Here is a 17,039-nt window from a genome sequence, read left to right as displayed (position 1 = left end):
GCGCGCTCACCAGTGTCAGGAGTCTTGAAGTGCTGAAATGACATCGCCCCCGCCGGCAAGACCGGCGAGGGCGATGTCATTTCAGAGCGCTGTCGTTCAGGGCGTGTCACCTCATGAGAGGCGTGGGCCCTGGCCCGGATCAGGCGTCGGTGGCAGCCTTGGCGGCGCTCATGCGGCGACGCAGGATGGGGCCGACGATCACCGGCAGCAGCAGACCGGCGATGGCGATGCACCACAGGGTCACGGCCAAGGGGCTACCGATCAGGATGGTCCAGTCGCCGTCGGACAGCTGCATGGCGTGACGCAGGTTCTTTTCCATCTCCGGACCCAGCAGCATGCCGAGAATGACCGGCACCAGCGGAATTTCCAGCTTGCGCAGGAAGTAGCCGGCGACCCCGAAGGCGACCATGAAGTACAGATCGAAGGTCGAGTGGCTGATGGAGTAGATGCCCACGAAGGCAACCATGGTCACCACCGGCAGCAGGTACTTGGGCGGCACGGACAGCAGCTTGACGAAGATGCCGACCATCGGGATGTTCATCAGCAGCAGGATGACGTTACCGATCAGCAGCGCCGCGATCACGCCCCACACGATGTCGCCGTGCTGGGTGAACATCAGCGGGCCCGGGGTGATGTTGAGCGAGATCAGCATCGCCAGCAGTACCGCGGTGGTACCGGAGCCCGGCACGCCCAGCGTCAGCATCGGCACCAGGGCGCCAGAGGCGGCACCGTTGTTGCCGGCTTCCGGGGCGGCCACGCCGCGTGGGTCGCCTTCGCCGAAGTTGCCTTTCTTGCCGACGGTCTTCTTCTCCAGCGTGTAGCTGATGAAGCTGCCCAGCGACGCACCAGCACCCGGCAACACGCCGGAAATGAAGCCCAGCACACCCCCGCGGAAGGAAGTCGGCAGGATGGCGACGATCTCCTTCAGCTTCAGGGTCATCTTGTTCATGGCGATCATCGGCTTGCCTTCACCGGCGTGCTGTTCGATGAAGAACAGCAGCTCCGAGATGGCGAATAGACCGACGATGGCGATGATGAAGTCGATGCCTTCGAACAGCTCCAGCACATCAAAGGTGTAGCGCTGGGTACCGGTGGAGCCATCGATGCCGACGGTGGCAATCATCAGGCCGATGGCGGCTGCCATGATGGTCTTGACCGGATTCTTGCCGGTGATGCCGCCCAGGGTGGCGAAGGCCAGCACGAACAGCGCGAAGTATTCCGCCGGGCCGAAGGTCAGCGCGAAGCTGGCCAGCCACGGCGCCATTACGATCAGGCCGATGGTGGCGATCAGGCTGCCGATGAAGGAGGCGATCGCCGAGATGGCCATCGCTTCGGCGGCCTTGCCTTTCTGGGCCATCGGATAGCCGTCGAGACAGGTCATCATCGCCGGCTCATCGCCCGGGATGTTGAGCAGGATCGAAGAGATGCGCCCGCCGTACATGGCACCGGCGTAGACCGAGGTCAGCAGGATCAGCGAGGTTTCCGGGCTCAGGCCCAGGGTGAAGGCCAGCGGAATCAGGATGGCCACACCATTGGCCGGGCCCAGGCCCGGCAGTGCGCCGATCAGGGTGCCCAGGAAGGCCCCCAGCACGGCGAACATCAGATTCTCAGGCTGCAGGGCGATGCCGAAGCCCTGCATCAAGAAGCCAAGACTTTCCATTACGCCACCTCCAGAATGCCCAGCGGCAGTGGTAGCTCAAGCACGAAGTTGAACAGGGCGAAGACGACAATGCCGCCGAGCAGGCCTGTCACGTAAGCGCGAATCGGCCTGGAACCCATGCGCCAGCACAGGGTGCCGATCGCAGCGGTGGTCGTGACGATGAAGCCCAGCGGCTCAAGCAGTGCGGTGTACAGGCACAGGATGACGATGGCCAGCACCATCTCGGCGCCGGTGCGGCTCCACGGCCATTGCTGGTCCGGGTCGGGGCGCAAGATCAGATACAGGCTGCTCAGCGCCAGCACGATCGAGAGCAACGTGGGGAAGGTTTCGGGCCCGATGGACTCGGCCCCGCCGAAGGGTTCCGGGAACTGCTGGGCACCCCAGCCGTACGCGACGGCCAAGGTGAGCATCAGCAGACCAAAGATGCGGTCATTCATCAGCGAATCAGCCCAATGTCCTTGGAAAGGGTCTGGATGTCCTGGATTTGTGCCTTCACGAAGGCATCAAACTCGGCACCCGATTTGTGGAACGGCATCAGGCCGCTCTTGGTCATCACGTCTTTCCATTCTTCGCTTTCATAGACGCTGTCCAGCGTGGTGGTCCAGTACTGCTCGGCATCGTCGCTGACACCGGCCGGGATGTAGAAGCCGCGCCAGTTGGGGGCGACGGCATCGATGCCCTGTTCGCGAGCGGTCGGCACGTCAGCCAGCTTGCCCGGCAGGCGTTCTTCGGAGAGCACGGCCAGCACTTTCAGATCGCCGGATTCCATGAATCCCTGAATCTCGGAAATATCACCGGTGAAGGCCTGCACGTGGCCGCCGACGACCTGGGTGATGGCTTCGCCGCCGTTGTTGTAGGACAGGTAGGAGACCTTGGGCAGGTTCTCGACATCGGCTGCCTGGGCGGCGATCAGCACCTTGAGGTGATCCCAGCCACCTGCGGCACTGCCACCGGCGAACTTGACGGATTTCGGATCTTTCTTCAGCGCGTCCATCACCTCGCTCAGGGTGTTGTACGGCGAATCCTTGGAGACGGCGATGGCGCCGTAGTCCGCGCCCAGTGCGCCGATCCACTCGACCTGGTCCTGATTCATGCCCGGGAATTGGCCCTGGGCCAGACGGGTGGTGGTCGCGGTGGAGGCGGCCACCAGCAGCTGCTCGTCACCGGCACGCTTGGAGACGGTGTGCGCGAAGGCGACGCCGCCACCGGCACCCGCCATGTTGATGGTCTGCACGTTGCCCGGCACGAAATCGAGCTCAGACAGGATCTTGCCGACGCTGCGGCAGGTGAAGTCCCAGCCGCCGCCCGGATCAGCCGGCGCGATGCAGTCAACCTTGCCTTTCGGTTCGAAGGCGAAGGCCTGGGCGGACATGGCGGTGACCACCGCAGCTGTCAGGAGTTTGAGTGTCATATGACGTTTCATGGCGACCTCTGGTGTTATTGGATTGTGGTAGCGGCACATGTCGTGGGTCAGGCGCTGGCAGCGGTTGAGCGGAAAACTCGCCCTGCAGCCGCGAACCTGACACTAACCTTACAATTCTGTAAGGCGGAACTTTATTCTGTATGGTGAAATTAGACTGCCGCCCGACAGCTCGCAAGATACCCATTCGTCGCACCGACCTTGGTCGAGAAGCGTATTTGCGCACCTTTGCGGTTCACTTTGTGAAAGATCCGACTGGACGTTGTGTCGGAATCTGGCGGTGTCTGATGCTCTCTCGCCTCTCCTTCACGTCTCCCTCGCCCCTCTCCCGGCAGGCTCGAGCGGGGCGCTTGCGCCGCTCGCGTGAGCTATCCGCCCACGGGCGCCATGGCTTGCCTGTCGTGTTTGAAACGCTATGCGGCGTTGCAGCGCAAGCGTGGCCCTTGGGCTCTGGTCTAGCGTGTAGCCGGTGGCCAGACTGCATGCTGTCCGGGTGCCAGCGGCAATCGTGCAAGGGGACAGGGGAGGGGGGAAGGCTCATGGCCAAGGTGTTGGGCAGTGTGTGGGCATTGTTGCTGGGGAGCTGAGCTGACAACTGAGCCAGAAGCAGCGCCGGAGGCAGAGCCTCGGTCACAGGCAGATTCAGAGACAGATTCTGAGCCGCACGAAGAGCGCGACCAGGTATCGTCCTGTCAGTTCGACCCCGATCATCAGCCGCCCAAGGGGCCCTGGCCGTCCATGCCCTGAGATTGCTGGGGCAAACCAGTCAGTCATCAAGAAGCCGCCACCCCGGCTAACGGTGTGGCGGCTTTTTTGGGGCTGCCATGAGCTTTTGCCAGTCTTGAGCGTTTGCCAGGCGAGCGCAGGGCTCAGGGCTCAAGGGCCTCAGGGAGCCACTACCTCAGGGCTTCAGTCGATCACTGCAGGCCCAGCTCCTGCGACAGCTGCTCGACATCGCTGACCTGCTGGGTAATGAAGCGATCCAACGCCTCGCCGGACTTGTGGAACGGCATCAGGCCGTTGTCCTGCATCACCTGCTGCCACTCGGGCGTCTCGGCCATGCGATTGAGAGTCTGCTCCCACCAGTCGAAGGCGGCATCCGATGCGCCGCCCGGCAGGTAGAAGCCGCGCCAGTTGGGTGCGACCACATCGATCCCCTGCTCACGCGCGGTGGGGATGTTGCTGTACTGGCCGGGCAGACGCTCCTCGCTGAACACTGCCAGCAGGCGCAGGTGACCGGATTCGACGAAACCACGGGCCTCGGTCATGTCGCCGGTGAAGGCCTCCAGGTGGCCGCCCATCACCTGGGTGATGGCGACGGAGCCTGAGTCGTAGGCGAGGTACGGCAGGGCGCGCAGGTTGTCGATACCCGCCTCACGCGCCGCCATCAGCACCTTGAGATGATCGAAGCCACCCGCGACATCGCCACCGGCGAAGCGCACCGCCTTGGGGTCTGTCTGCATGGCGGCCAGCAGCTCGGTCAGCGAGTGATAGGGCGAGTCCTCGGCCACGGCAATCACGCCGTAGTCGGCGCCGAGGGTCATCAACCAGCGCACGTCGTCGACCTTGCCGTCCTGATAGGCATGCTGCCCCAGACGGGTGGTGGTCGCGCTCGAGGCGGAGACGATGACCTGCTCATCGTCATGGCGCTTGGACTTCACATGCGCGAAGGCGACGCCTCCGCTGGCGCCGGGCACGTTCAGCGTCTGCATACCGGCGGGGATCAGGTTCTGCTCATCCAGCAGGCGGGCCACGCTACGACAGGTGAAATCCCAGCCACCGCCGGGCTTGGCCGGCGCGATGCACTCCGTCTTGCCCTGCGGGGCGAAGCCAGTCTGTTCGTTATGTTCCTCTTGGGCGGCGTTGGCGCTCAAGGGCACCAGCAGGCCAAGGCTGAGCAACAGCGCAGTGGGCAGGGTGCCAGTGCGCTGTCGAGATTGCTTTCTGCGTGAGAAGGGATGGCGGGCATGGGATGTGGCGTGCATGGCAATCGTGTCCTTGGTGTTCAGCATCGATCGTTATGGTTATGTCAGTCAGCGGGGCATGGGGCTGCGCGTTGCTGGCTGTCGCACGCTCATGACTGTTGTGATGAGCTTGTGTCGTGAGCTTGCGAGAGTGCGAATGAACGAAAATAGCCTATTTCGGCGAGCCGCGAAAAGGCACGGCAGGTGGGCAGTGCGCAGAGAAATCGCATTTCCCGCGCCGTCTCTCCTCAAGGTGGTCTCGGGATTGCTAGAATTGCGCCATCAGGCTGTGGTGAGCGCTCCGCGATCTTCCAGCCGCCGCCTTTCATTGAGGAGACGGGCCATGACCCTTACCCCGCGCATGCACGACTTTCTCGCCCGCCTGCCCAAGGTGGAGCTGCACCTGCACATCGAAGGCTCGCTGACGCCGGCTTTGATGTTCGAGCTGGCGGCGGAGCAGGGCATCACCTTGCCCTACGCCACCCTGGAGGAGGTCGAGGCCGCCTATGACTTCGCGGATCTTCCCGCCTTCCTCGCGCTTTATTACCAGGGCATGGGCGTCTTGAATGACGAGTCGCACTTCTACCGCCTGGCGCAGGACTACTTCCGCCGTGCGAGCGCCGATGGCGTCAAGCATCTGGAGCTGTTCTTCGATCCGCAGGCGCATCTGGCGCGTGGCGTGAGTCTGGAAACCCAGTTCGCGGGCCTGGAGCGCGCCTGTCGTGAAGCGGTGAAGGAATTTGATATTACCTCGGCGCTGGTGCCGAGCTTCCTGCGCTGTCATTCCGCGGCGTCTGCGCGCGAGTTGTTCGACGCGCTGATTCCCTTTGAATCGCGCTTCGTGGGTGTCGGCCTGGACAGCGCCGAGATCGGCAATCCGCCGGAGAAGTTCACCGAGGTCTTCCAGCTTGCGGGAGAGCGCGGCTGGCATCGTGTCGCGCACGCAGGTGAGGAGGGGCCGGCTGCGTACATCCGCACGGCGCTTGAGGTGCTGGGGGTGGAGCGTATCGACCACGGCGTGCGCTGTCTGGAAGATGCCGCCCTGGTCGCGGAGCTGGCCGAGCGGCGTATCCCGCTGACGGTGTGTCCGCTGTCCAACGTCGCGCTCAAGGTGGTGGAGCGCATGGAAGACCACCCGCTGCCGAAGCTGATCGAGGCGGGCCTCAATATCACCCTCAACTCGGATGATCCGGCCTATTTCGGTGGCGGCATGCTCGACAACTTCCTCGCTGTGCAGCAAGCGCTGGATCTCAGCGAGGCGCAATGGCTCACCCTGTGCCGCAACGCCATCGACGCCGCCTTCCCGCAGCGCGCTGAAGGCCTCGGCATGAGTGACGCCCGCCGTGGCGTGCTGCTGGCACAACTCGATAGCTGCGCAGCCTGAGAATTATCACCGGCGCTTGAATACTGAATGCAATCAACGGCTTGGCCACCAACATCGTCAGCACGACGCCGCCTGCGGCAACCGCTCCATCAGATGTTGCTTGACCGCGCTAAGTCGTTGAGTACAATGCAGTTCTGGCGTGCGCAATGCACCGCCCTGCGGGTGTAGCTCAATGGTAGAGCAGAAGCTTCCCAAGCTTAAGACGAGGGTTCGATTCCCTTCACCCGCTCCAGATTCTTCAAAAAAGCCTCCCGAATGGGAGGCTTTTTTGTGTCTAGGATTCCATGCGGCATGCATGCGCATGGAATTCGTTCTTGATCACCTTTCCCAGACCGTTTGCGTTGCTGTGCATGGATCATGGCCTGCGCCACGGCCGACGCCGCTCGGTCTCGACGGTGGCGGGCGGGGCGGCGCCGTCACTGGTGCTGATGGCCTTGTCGTGTCTGGAGCCTGACGATCATCAGGCGTTTTCGGGCTCAGCGCTCAGGGCGTGATTCGAGGTACCTGCTCAGCAATTCGCGATCTTCACTGGTGACCTTCTGCTTCCAGCTTTCCACCACATGCTGGCTGGCCTCCTCGAGGGCATCCTGCAACTCAGGTGGGGCCGGGGTGATCAGCTTCGCGCCGTTCTCCTGCAGGGTGGCGTAGGCCTGGTCCAGCACGCTGTGGGTGGCTGTCCAGCCGGCAGACTCAGCGGCATGCGCGGCATCGATCAACGCCTGCTGCTGGGCCTCTGTCAGGTCGTCGAAGCTATCGCGATTCATGTGGATGATATTGAGCGGCATCGCGTAGTTGAGCGTGGTGAAGTGAGGCATGTAGCGGTAGAGCTCCGCACTGACGCCGCCCATCGCGGAGGTCAGCGCGCCGTGGATGCTGCCACCGTGCAGCAGGGGCTTGAGCTCTCCCCAGCTCATGACCTGAGGTGCCGCGCCCAGATTGAGCAGCACACGCTGCGTGTTGCGGTCGTAGGTGCGGATCGGCATGTCCTTCAGGTCATCACCGTCAGCGATGGGCACTTTCGACCACAGGCCGCTGGGCGTCCACGGCAGGGCATACAGCAGGATCTGGTTGTATTCGGCGAGCAGTTCCTCGTAGCGTGGCTTCGCGACCACGTAAAGGCGGTGAGCTTCATCGAGGTCGTAGGCGATCGCCGGCAGCGACGAGATGCCGAAGAAGGGGGCTTCCTCAGCGAGCGCGCCACTGAGTGTCGCGGCGATGTCGATGACACCGCCGGCAGTGGCCTGCAGGTGACTGGCAGAGCGAATGTCCGAGCGAAGCGTCAGCGTCAGGTCGCCTCCGGACTGGCTGGCGACCTGCTGGCTGAATTCGGCAGCGCGTTGGCCCATCATCGTGTCGGGCTTGTAATCGCTGCTCATGCTGAGGGTCGTCTGAGCCTGCGCACTGAGTGCGCCGATCAGGCCTACCGCTGCCAACCAAGCGGATAACAGGGCGGCATTACGTGAGGAAGACGTCATGGGGAATCCTTTCTTTTTATCTTTGGCCGCTAGGGTAGTGCATGTCTGCGTTTATGCTCAGATGAATCGTGTCTCCACGGACTTTCAGCACTTCCATCGAAGGTGGCCGTCATGGTCAAGGATGGTGGCGTGGGAGCGCCTGGCTCAGAGGGTATCGCGTTGTGCGAGATAGCGGTCCAGCAGTTCGCTTTCCTCGGGGGCGACCTTGCTGCGCCAGCTCTCGATCACGCTGACACTGGCGCGTGCCAGTGAGCGCTTGAGTTTGGGCGAGAGCGGATTGCTGACCGTCACGCCGGCCTCTTCCAGCTGGGCATAGGTCTGTTCCAGGACGCTGGCGATGGCGTTCCAGCTGGTGTCTTCAATTTCGGTCGCGGCAGCGAGAAGGGCCTCGCGCTGGGTGTCGTCGAGCGCTTCGAAGCGTGACCGGCTCATGTGAACGATATTGAGCGGCATGGCGTATTGCAGCGCGGTGTAGTGATCCAGCGTGCGGTTGAGCTCCGCCGTCAGGCCGCCCAGGGCCGAGGTCATCACCGCCTCGATACGGCCTTCGGCCAGTTGCTGCTGCATCGGCTCCCAGCCGAGCACGGTGGCGATGGCGCCGAGATTGAGCAGCACGCGCTGGGTATTGCGGTCGTAGGCCCTTACTGGCACGCCTCGGAGGTCATCACGTGTGGCGATCGGCTTGCGCGACCACAGCCCGCTGGGCGGCCAGGGCAGGGCGTAGAGCAGAAGCTGGTCATGCTCTTTCAGCTGCGCTTCATAGTGGGGGCGCGCCAGACGGTAGAGTTCGCGCGCCTGATGCGGGTCATCGACCAGTGTCGGCAGCGAGCTGAGGCCGAACAGCGGCATCTCGGCGGCCAGCGCGCCGCTGTGGGAGTCGGCCAGCTGGATGATGTCAGCGCTGATGGCCTCGAGATGATTCACCGAGCGCAGCCGACCCAGCGGGCCTTCTCCGAAGGTGATCTCGAGCTCGCCCCCGCTGAGCGCTGCCACCTGATCGACGAACTGCTGGGCGCGCTGGCCCATCATGGTCTGGGGGCCGTATTCGCGGCTCATGGTCAGCTCGACAGGCTCCGCCTGGGCGGGCGTGCCCGGGACGGAAAGCCCCAGCGCCAGGGCCACGCCGAGCGCTCTCTTGATGCCGAGCTCTCTCTTGATGCCGAGCATTCTCTTCATACCGAACATTTTCTTCATGTCGAGCACTCCCTGCATGACAAGCACTGCCTGCATGCCGCTACTCTGTCCGATTGGCATTCGTCGTCATCCATCCATAGGAGGTGAAATCAAGTATCCCTCAAAGGTGCAGGATGATGTCGCTGTCTCCGTCAACGCTTCCCAGTATGGCCTGTTCCATGCCTGCGCCGGCACGATTCGGAAGGGGTAACGGGCGTTGAACTGCCAGTTGGCGCAATGTGGTCTACGCTCAGAACAAGGCTGTGCAACTGCCCTGACACGCATCCGCGCCGGGACCGCATGGCCGGATTGTCGACGACTGTCAACGGGAGGTAGACCACATGCTGACCCACGTATGGGGCTTGATGGCGCATCCGCAACGGGAATGGCAGACCATCCGCAAGGAACACGAATCCATCACCCACCTCTACGCACATCATGTGCTGCTCATGGCGCTGGTGCCTGTCATCTGCGCCTATATCGGGACCACGCAGTTCGGCTGGAGCCTGACGGAAGGCCACGCCATTCTTCTGGAGCCACTGGATGCCTTCTTCGCCGGTATCGCGTTCTATATCGCCATACTGACAGCGATCGGCTTCATGGGCACTGTCATTCACATGCTCTCGAAGCGTTTCTCGGGGCACCCCAGTCGCCGGCGTTGCATCATCTTCGCGGGCTATGTCGCCACGCCGATGTTCCTCGCGGGGCTGGTCGCGCTCTATCCCGTCATTTGGGTGTGTATCCTCGCGGGGACCATTGGCCTGTGTTACAGCGCATACCTGCTGTATCTGGGCATCCCGCCACTGCTCGACATCTCCAACAAGGAAGGCTTCCTTGTCACCGGGTCGACACTGGGGATCGGGGTGCTGGTCCTCGAGGGTCTGCTGGCGGTCACCGTGCTGCTGTGGGGGTATGGCGCACGCTGGTTCATGTAGTCCTCTGGGCACACTGATGTCAGTCAGCTGATGCCATAGGCGCGAGAAAAGTGTCTCTGCAACGCCTCGCCTTCATCGGCGGGGCGTTGTCGTTTCGTGCGCGGGTTGGCGCGTGGCACTTGTGCTCGGTGGCGGCGGCGTGGAAAGTGTTGGACTCAATCGACAGTGTGGAAGAAAGCGCATGGACAAGTTTGAACAGCGACTGGAGCAGGCTGCGCGGGCTGCATGGTTGTCATATGTCGGTGGACGGACCCAGGACGACATCGCGGTTCAGCTGGGGGTGTCGCGCCCCGGCGTGCAGCGCCTGCTGTCGTTGGCGCGCCAGGAGCGGCTGGTCAAGATCTCCATCGATCACCCCGTGGCCAGCAGCATGGCGCTGTCGGATACGCTGGTGGAGCACTTCGGGCTGAGCTTCTGCGATGTGGTGCCCTCTGACACCCAGTCACCGGAAAGCATCGCGGAATATCTGGCGGTGGCGGGTGCCGAACGCTTGGCGTTCTATCTCGGTCGTCAGCAGCCGCAGACCATTTCGCTGAGCACCGGGCGTGCGGTACGTGCGGCGGTGGAAGCGCTGAGTCGCAGCGAGCGCCCCCAGCATCGCATCGTGTCACTGGTCGGCAATGTGGCGTTGGATGGCTCTTCCAACCGCTATGACGGCGTGATGCTGCTGGCTGACAAGATCGGCGCTGATCGCTTTCTGCTGCCCGCGCCCGTGGTGGCGGCCAGCATCGAGGAGAAGGAGTCGCTGCTGAGTCAGAATCTGGTCAAGGCGGTATTCAAGGTCGCCTGTGAGGCCGATGTGGGCATGATCGGTATCGGGCGTCTCGATGCCCAGGCGACGCTGTTCCAGGATCAGTTCATCAGCGCCGCGGAACGCGATGAGCTGATGGAAGTCGGTGCAGTGGGGGAGTTGATGGGGTGGCCGCTGGACACCCATGGCCGGCTGATCGATTGTCCGCTGGCGCAGCGCATCACCAGTGTGCCGCTGACCTCGCTCAAGGCGCAGCCGCTGATCGGGCTGGCGGGTGGGCACGACAAGGTGCCGGCCATTCTGAGTGCGTTGCGCGGTGGTTGGCTGCAAGGGCTGATCATCGATGAGGTGGCCGCCCAGCGTGTCTGCGCGGCCCTCAAGGAGTGAGCGGTGGCGGCCTGGGTCTGAAAATCGCCCACCTTTGTTCTTCTCGATGATGGCGCCTTGGCGTGACCTTCCTGGCGGATGTCATTTTATTAAACGCTGATATTTGCTCAGACTAATTTCAGCACCACCCCAGTGGCCATGCCGCCTTGTGGCCTACACCCAAAGGATCAGATCCCAAGGTTGTATAGCCCAAGGTATAGCGCTTCAGGGTTTGCTTTTTCACAGGTCTGATCCGATCATTTGTTCACTGAATGACGTTTTGATCGATCGTGTATGCGTCGCGATGTCCCGCCAGGACATCCGTTCACCAAGCCGGTTGATGGGAAGGCAACGGTGCCCAAGGCGCTTTTGCCCTCGAAAAGAACAATGCCAATAACGCCCCGATGGAGTGCCCTTATGCGCCTACCTCACATCACCAAGTCCCGCCGTCATCTGCTCTCGCTCGCCAGTGTCGCTGCCCTGGCGCCGCTAAGCGCCCAGGTCAGCGCCGAGACCATCACCGTCGCGACCGTCAACAACGCCGACATGGTGGTCATGCAGAGCCTGACCAGCGAATTCGAGAAGGCGCATCCGGACATCACCCTCGACTGGGTGATACTGGAAGAGAACGTGCTGCGTCAGCGTCTGACCACCGATGTGGCGACCCAGGGGGGCCAGTTCGATGTCATGACCATCGGCACCTATGAAGTGCCCATCTGGGCCAAGCATGGCTGGCTGACCAAGCTCGACAACCTGCCGGAAGACTATCAGGTCGATGACCTGATCAAGCCGGTGCGGGATGGTCTGAGCGTGACCGAAGGCGAGAAGAAGGGCCTCTACGCGCTGCCGTTCTATGGCGAAAGCTCCATGCTCTATTACCGTAAGGACCTCTTCGAGCAGGCCGGTATCGAGATGCCGGAGCAGCCGACCTGGAGCCAGGTCAACGACTGGGCCGCCAAGCTCAACTCCGCGGATGAAGGCGTCTACGGCATCTGCCTGCGCGGCAAGCCGGGCTGGGGCGAGAACATGGCGGTGCTGGGCACCATGGTCAACAGCTTCGGCGGTCGCTGGTTCAACGAGGAGTGGGAACCGCAGCTGGATTCCCCGGCCTGGAGCGAGGCCATCAACTTCTACGTCGACATGATGGGCAAGTACGGCCCGCCGGGCGCGACCTCCAACGGCTTCAACGAGAACCTGGCACTGTTCTCCAGCGGCAAGTGCGGCATGTGGGTCGACGCTACCTCGGCGGCCGGCAAGCTCTACAACCCGAAGGAATCTTCCGTGGCCGACAAGCTGGGCTTCGCGCCGGCACCGATCGCCAAGACGGAGAAAGGCTCGCATTGGCTGTGGTCCTGGGCGCTGGCGATTCCGGAATCCTCCAAGTCCAAGGATGCCGCCCAGACCTTCATCACCTGGGCCACCTCCCAGGAATACGTGAACCTGGTCGGCGAGCGTGAAGGCTGGGCCAGCATCCCGCCGGGCACCCGTGTCTCCACCTACGAGAACCCGTCCTACAAGGACGCCGCACCCTTCGCCGGCTTCGTGATGGACGCCATCACCAGTGCCGACCCGACCGATCCGACGCTCGAGCCGGTGCCCTATGTCGGCGTGCAGATGGTGACCATTCCGGAATTCCAGTCCATCGGTACCCAGGTGGGTCAGATGATCGCCGCGGCACTCGCGGGCCAGATGTCGGTCGACCAGGCCCTGTCCTCGGCCCAGCGTTCCACCGAGCGCACCATGCGCCAGTCGGGTTACTGATCTGATCGAGCGGTCGTGGGGCTGACCTGCTGGTCCCGCCTCACGACCTCATGGCCTCCCGCCTTGCCTGGAGCTTCAGGTTGAATTGACACCAGGCATGGCGGGACCCCGTCCGACTCCAGCGGCGCTCCCTTTCTTTCGAGATTCCTGCAACGTCCTCGTGGCGTGGCACGGACAGCCTCTGCCTGAAGGGCGCACCGCAACAACGGACTTCCTCACCGTATCGAAGGACTCACCATGCGCACGAGAGCATCCGGACGCACCGTCGGGGGATTGCGAACCCTGTCGCTGCAAGCCCCAGCCGTAAGCCTGTTGTTGATGTGGATGCTGGTACCACTGGTCATGACCCTGTGGTTCTCCTTCCAGCGTTACAACCTGATGATGCCGTCGGTGTCGGGCTTTGCCGGCGTCGACAACTATTACTTCCTGCTGACCGACCCGTCCCTGTGGACCGCCATGGGCAACACCCTGCTGCTGGTGGGCTGGGTGCTGGTCGCCACCGTGGTCGGCGGCACCCTGCTGGCGGTATTGCTGCAGCAGGAATTCTTCGGGCGTGGCGTCGCGCGCCTGTTCGTGATCGCGCCGTTCTTCATCATGCCCACCGTGAGCGCCCTGGTGTGGAAGAACATGATGATGCACCCGGTCAACGGCATTCTGGCCTGGGTCGCCGGGCTGTTCGGTCTGCCGGCCATCGACTGGTTCGCCAGCCTGCCGCTGACCTCCATCGTGATCATCGTCACCTGGCAGTGGCTGCCGTTCGCGGTGCTGATCCTGCTGACCGCCATCCAGTCGCTGGATGACGACCAGGTCGAAGCCGCACGCATGGACGGGGCAGGGCCGATCGCGATCTTCTTCTACATCACCCTGCCGCACCTCAAGCGTGCCATCAGCGTGGTGGTGATGATCGAGATGATCTTCCTGCTGACCATCTTCGCCGAGATCTTCGTCACCACCTCCGGTGGACCGGGGCTGGCCTCGACCAACCTGGCCTACCTGATCTACATCCGCGCGCTGCTGGACTTCGATGTGGGTGGTGCCTCCGCCGGTGGCGTGATCGCCATCATCCTGGCCAATATCGTGGCCTTCTTCCTGGTGCGTACCGTCGCCAAGAATCTCGAGAACTGATGACAAGCGCTCAGCACAGGGAGACTCAATGATGTCGACTTCAACTTCCAATTCCGTGGCCGCCGCCAGCGCTGCCGTCAGTGCCAGTCGCGCGCGCCGCAGCGTGATCAACAAGAAGCTTGTCCTGACCCTGGTGGCCTGGACCATCGCGCTGGTGATGTTCTTCCCGATCTTCTGGATGATCCTCACCAGCTTCAAGACCGAGGCCGAGGCGATCGCCACGCCGCCGAGCCTGTTCTTCACGCCCAGCGTCGAGGGCTATATCGAGATCCAGGCACGCGCGGACTACTTCAAGTACGCCATGAACAGTGTGGTGATCTCACTCGGCGCGACGCTGCTGGCGCTGCTGATCGCGATTCCGTCCGCCTACTCGATGGCCTTCCTGCCCACCAAGCGCACCCAGGGCACGCTGCTGTGGATGCTCTCCACCAAGATGCTGCCGTCCGTGGGCGTGCTGCTGCCGGTCTACCTGATCTTCCGCGATCTGGGGCTGCTGGATAGCCGTACCGGCCTGATCATCATCTACATGCTGATGAACCTGCCGATCGTGGTCTGGATGCTCTACACCTTCTTCAAGGACATTCCCAAGGACATTCTCGAAGCCGGTCGCATGGATGGTGCCAGCACCCTGCAGGAGATCTTCCACCTGCTGTTGCCGCTGACCCTGCCGGGCATCGCCTCCACCGGGCTGCTGTGCGTGATCCTGAGCTGGAACGAGGCGTTCTGGAGCCTGAACCTGACCACCTCCAACGCCGCGCCGTTGACCGCCTACATCGCCTCCTTCTCCAGTCCTGAAGGACTGTTCTGGGCCAAGCTGTCCGCGGCTTCGACGCTTGCCATCGCGCCGATCCTGATCTTCGGCTGGATGACCCAGAAGCAGATGGTACGCGGCCTGACCTTCGGTGCCGTCAAGTAACGGTTCGCCATACGCATGTTGCACGCATGCCATGCCACCCAAATTTGCCATCACCTGCCCACGGGCAGGTGCGGATAAGGAAACTTCCCATGTCCACACTCACGCTCAAGAACATCGTCAAGGAATTCACCTCCGGCAGCGGCGCCAGCGCGACCACCACCCAGGTCATCAAGGGAGTCGATCTGGAAGTGAAAGACCAGGAATTCGTGGTCTTCGTCGGCCCGTCCGGTTGCGGCAAGTCCACCCTGATGCGCATGATCGCCGGGCTCGAGAACGCGACCTCCGGTGACATCCTGATCGATGGCCAGCGCATGAACGACATCGGCCCGGCCGAGCGCGGCCTGGCGATGGTATTCCAGAGCTACGCGCTCTACCCGCACATGACGGTGGGCGAGAACATGGGCTTCAGCCTCAAGCTCGCCGGCGTCTCCAAGGAAGAGCGCGCCGAGAAGGTCAACGCCGCAGCCGAGGTGCTGCAGCTCGGGCCGCTGCTGGACCGCAAGCCCAAGGCGCTCTCCGGTGGCCAGCGTCAGCGTGTCGCCATCGGCCGCGCCATCGTGCGCAACCCGAGCATCTTTTTGTTCGATGAGCCGCTCTCCAACCTGGACGCCGCGCTGCGGGTGCAGATGCGCATCGAGCTGGCGCGCCTGCATGCCGAACTCAAGGCGACCATGATCTACGTGACCCACGACCAGGTCGAGGCCATGACCATGGCCGACAAGATCGTCGTGCTGCAGGGCGGCGTGGTCGAGCAGGTCGGCTCGCCGATGGAGCTCTACCATCATCCGCGCAACCGCTTCGTGGCCGGCTTCATCGGCTCACCGAAGATGAACTTCCTCGATATCACCGTCACTGGCGTGGCGGGCGAAGGCGTCACGGTGCGCCTGCCGGATGGCAGCGAGCGCCTGATTCCGGTGGCGAGCCAGACCGAGGATGGTGTCTCGGTCAGCGTCGGTGACACCCTGACGCTGGGCGTGCGCCCCGAGCACCTGATGCTCGACGGGCAGGGCCCGTTCAGCGGCCAGGTACAGGTCATCGAGCGGCTGGGCGGGGTGACCTCGCTTTACCTGGCGACTCCGGATGGTTCCGGCGATACCCCGATCGGTGGCCTCAAGTCCGACGAGCAGTCCGACAGCGGCTGGATCCTGATGGCGGATGGCGACGTCAACAGCCGCGTGGGTGACAGCATCCGTTACGGCTTCGATACCGAGCGGGCGCACCTCTTCACCCGCGAAGGGCTGGCGCTGCAGAATCTCAACCGCCACCCGCTGACCAGCCTGACCCGTCAGGACAATTCGCTGTCCAGCGCCAGTGCCGCACAGGAAGCTCGCGCATGAACCGGACAGCAGGAAAGCTGACGGCCAGAGAGGAGGACGAGATGAGTACCCCCTTGCAGCAGGTGATCTTCGATTGTGATGGCGTACTGGTGGACAGTGAGGTACTGGCCGAGGAGGAGCTGAGTCGCCAGCTGGGCGAGTGGCTGCCGGACCTCGACACCGAGGCCGAGCTGCGCGCGGCGCTGGGCATGACCACCGAGGCCATCCTGGGGCACCTGGAGGCCATGAGCGCTCACACTCTGCCGCCGCAGGCGATGGAGCGCATCGACCACGCCATCGAGTCGCGTCTGGCGAAGGAGCTTGCGCCCATCACCGGCATGGCGGACCTGCTGGAGGGGCTGTTGGCCGATGGCGTGGCCGTGGCGATCGTCTCCAACAGTGCCGAGCGGCGGGTGCGCGCCTCGCTGGCCGCCACCGGTCTGGACCGCTGGCTGGGGTCGGTGCCGCTGTTCACGGCCGAGCAGGTCGCGCGACCCAAGCCCGCGCCGGATGTCTATCAGCTGGCGCTGCGTCAGCTGGGGCGCGATGCCCATGAGTGCGTGGTGGTCGAGGATAGCCTCGCTGGCGTCAGCGCGGCGGTCGCGGCCGGTCTGCGCGTGATCGGCTTCACCGGTGCCGGGCATATTCCGCCGGGTCACGCCCAGCGCCAGCAGGAGGCGGGTGCCTGGCAGAGCCGTGCGAGCATCCACGAAGTCAGTGTGCTGATCCGTCAGCTGCGTATCGGTCAGGCCAGCGACCTGAGCGCCACTTGAGCATCACATGATCATCACAT

Annotated in this window: 14 protein-coding genes and 1 tRNA gene; 9 read left to right on the top strand and 6 right to left on the bottom strand. The window is 63.2% G+C overall.

Annotated elements, in window-relative coordinates:
* Window positions 1-139 precede the first annotated feature (139 nt).
* From NH396_RS05205 to NH396_RS05190, 4 genes are all read right to left on the bottom strand, one after another.
* Window positions 140-1,660 (bottom strand): tripartite tricarboxylate transporter permease, encoded by a 1,521-nt coding sequence (locus tag NH396_RS05205; protein ID WP_176676661.1) that lies wholly within the window; start codon window positions 1,658-1,660, stop codon window positions 140-142.
* Entirely contained in the window at window positions 1,660-2,097 is a 438-nt protein-coding gene (locus NH396_RS05200) for a tripartite tricarboxylate transporter TctB family protein (RefSeq protein ID WP_253062136.1), read from the bottom strand. The genes NH396_RS05205 and NH396_RS05200 overlap by 1 nt, the downstream gene beginning before the upstream one ends.
* Window positions 2,097-3,071 carry a tripartite tricarboxylate transporter substrate-binding protein gene (locus tag NH396_RS05195; protein WP_248379136.1) on the bottom strand — a complete coding sequence of 325 codons (975 nt, stop codon included), beginning with the start codon at window positions 3,069-3,071 and terminating at the stop codon, window positions 2,097-2,099. The genes NH396_RS05200 and NH396_RS05195 overlap by 1 nt, the downstream gene beginning before the upstream one ends.
* 926 nt (window positions 3,072-3,997) lie before the next feature.
* Entirely contained in the window at window positions 3,998-5,065 is a 1,068-nt protein-coding gene (locus NH396_RS05190) for a tripartite tricarboxylate transporter substrate-binding protein (RefSeq protein ID WP_176676664.1), read from the bottom strand.
* A 340-nt stretch (window positions 5,066-5,405) separates the two neighbouring features.
* On the opposite strand from NH396_RS05190, the gene NH396_RS05185 reads away from it, so the two are divergent.
* The gene (locus NH396_RS05185) at window positions 5,406-6,428 is read left to right on the top strand and encodes an adenosine deaminase (RefSeq protein WP_176678309.1); all 1,023 of its coding nucleotides are present in this window, start codon (window positions 5,406-5,408) and stop codon (window positions 6,426-6,428) included.
* Between the two features lie 158 nt (window positions 6,429-6,586).
* Window positions 6,587-6,660, top strand: a tRNA-Gly gene (locus tag NH396_RS05180).
* A gap of 244 nt (window positions 6,661-6,904) precedes the next feature.
* Here the strand turns inward: NH396_RS05180 and NH396_RS05175 are convergent.
* Together NH396_RS05175 and NH396_RS05170 are read right to left on the bottom strand one after the other, a co-directional pair.
* Window positions 6,905-7,903 carry a TRAP transporter substrate-binding protein DctP gene (locus NH396_RS05175; protein ID WP_176676665.1) on the bottom strand — a complete coding sequence of 333 codons (999 nt, stop codon included), beginning with the start codon at window positions 7,901-7,903 and terminating at the stop codon, window positions 6,905-6,907.
* A gap of 144 nt (window positions 7,904-8,047) precedes the next feature.
* A complete protein-coding gene (locus NH396_RS05170; protein ID WP_253062134.1) occupies window positions 8,048-9,079 on the bottom strand; it encodes a TRAP transporter substrate-binding protein in 1,032 nt (343 codons plus the stop codon).
* 338 nt (window positions 9,080-9,417) lie between these two features.
* Between NH396_RS05170 and NH396_RS05165 the strand changes: the two genes are divergently transcribed.
* The 7 genes from NH396_RS05165 (at window position 9,418) to NH396_RS05135 (ending at window position 17,019) form a co-directional block, all read left to right on the top strand.
* Window positions 9,418-10,011: a Yip1 family protein gene (locus NH396_RS05165; RefSeq protein ID WP_175089801.1), complete on the top strand. Its 594-nt coding sequence runs from the start codon at window positions 9,418-9,420 to the stop codon at window positions 10,009-10,011.
* 181 nt (window positions 10,012-10,192) lie between these two features.
* Complete coding sequence (locus NH396_RS05160) at window positions 10,193-11,149, top strand: sugar-binding transcriptional regulator (protein ID WP_176676667.1); 957 nt, start codon at window positions 10,193-10,195, stop codon at window positions 11,147-11,149.
* A 396-nt stretch (window positions 11,150-11,545) separates the two neighbouring features.
* On the top strand, window positions 11,546-12,889 hold the full coding sequence (locus NH396_RS05155; protein WP_176676668.1) for a sugar ABC transporter substrate-binding protein: 1,344 nt from the start codon (window positions 11,546-11,548) through the stop codon (window positions 12,887-12,889).
* Window positions 12,890-13,126: 237 nt separating this feature from the next.
* Window positions 13,127-14,014, top strand: coding sequence for a sugar ABC transporter permease (locus tag NH396_RS05150; protein WP_176676669.1), 888 nt, complete (start codon window positions 13,127-13,129; stop codon window positions 14,012-14,014).
* A gap of 28 nt (window positions 14,015-14,042) precedes the next feature.
* A complete protein-coding gene (locus NH396_RS05145) occupies window positions 14,043-14,930 on the top strand; it encodes a carbohydrate ABC transporter permease (RefSeq protein ID WP_248379128.1) in 888 nt (295 codons plus the stop codon).
* Window positions 14,931-15,019: 89 nt separating this feature from the next.
* Window positions 15,020-16,267 (top strand): sn-glycerol-3-phosphate ABC transporter ATP-binding protein UgpC, encoded by a 1,248-nt coding sequence (gene ugpC / locus NH396_RS05140; protein WP_176676671.1) that lies wholly within the window; start codon window positions 15,020-15,022, stop codon window positions 16,265-16,267.
* A gap of 41 nt (window positions 16,268-16,308) precedes the next feature.
* A complete protein-coding gene (locus NH396_RS05135; RefSeq protein ID WP_253062132.1) occupies window positions 16,309-17,019 on the top strand; it encodes an HAD family phosphatase in 711 nt (236 codons plus the stop codon).
* Window positions 17,020-17,039: the final 20 nt, after the last annotated feature.

The organism is Cobetia sp. Dlab-2-AX, assembly GCF_024124625.1.
Classification (GTDB): Bacteria; Pseudomonadota; Gammaproteobacteria; order Pseudomonadales; family Halomonadaceae; genus Cobetia.
The sequence above is the reverse complement of the archived record's forward strand: the minus strand, read 5'-3'. Positions and strand labels throughout refer to the sequence as shown.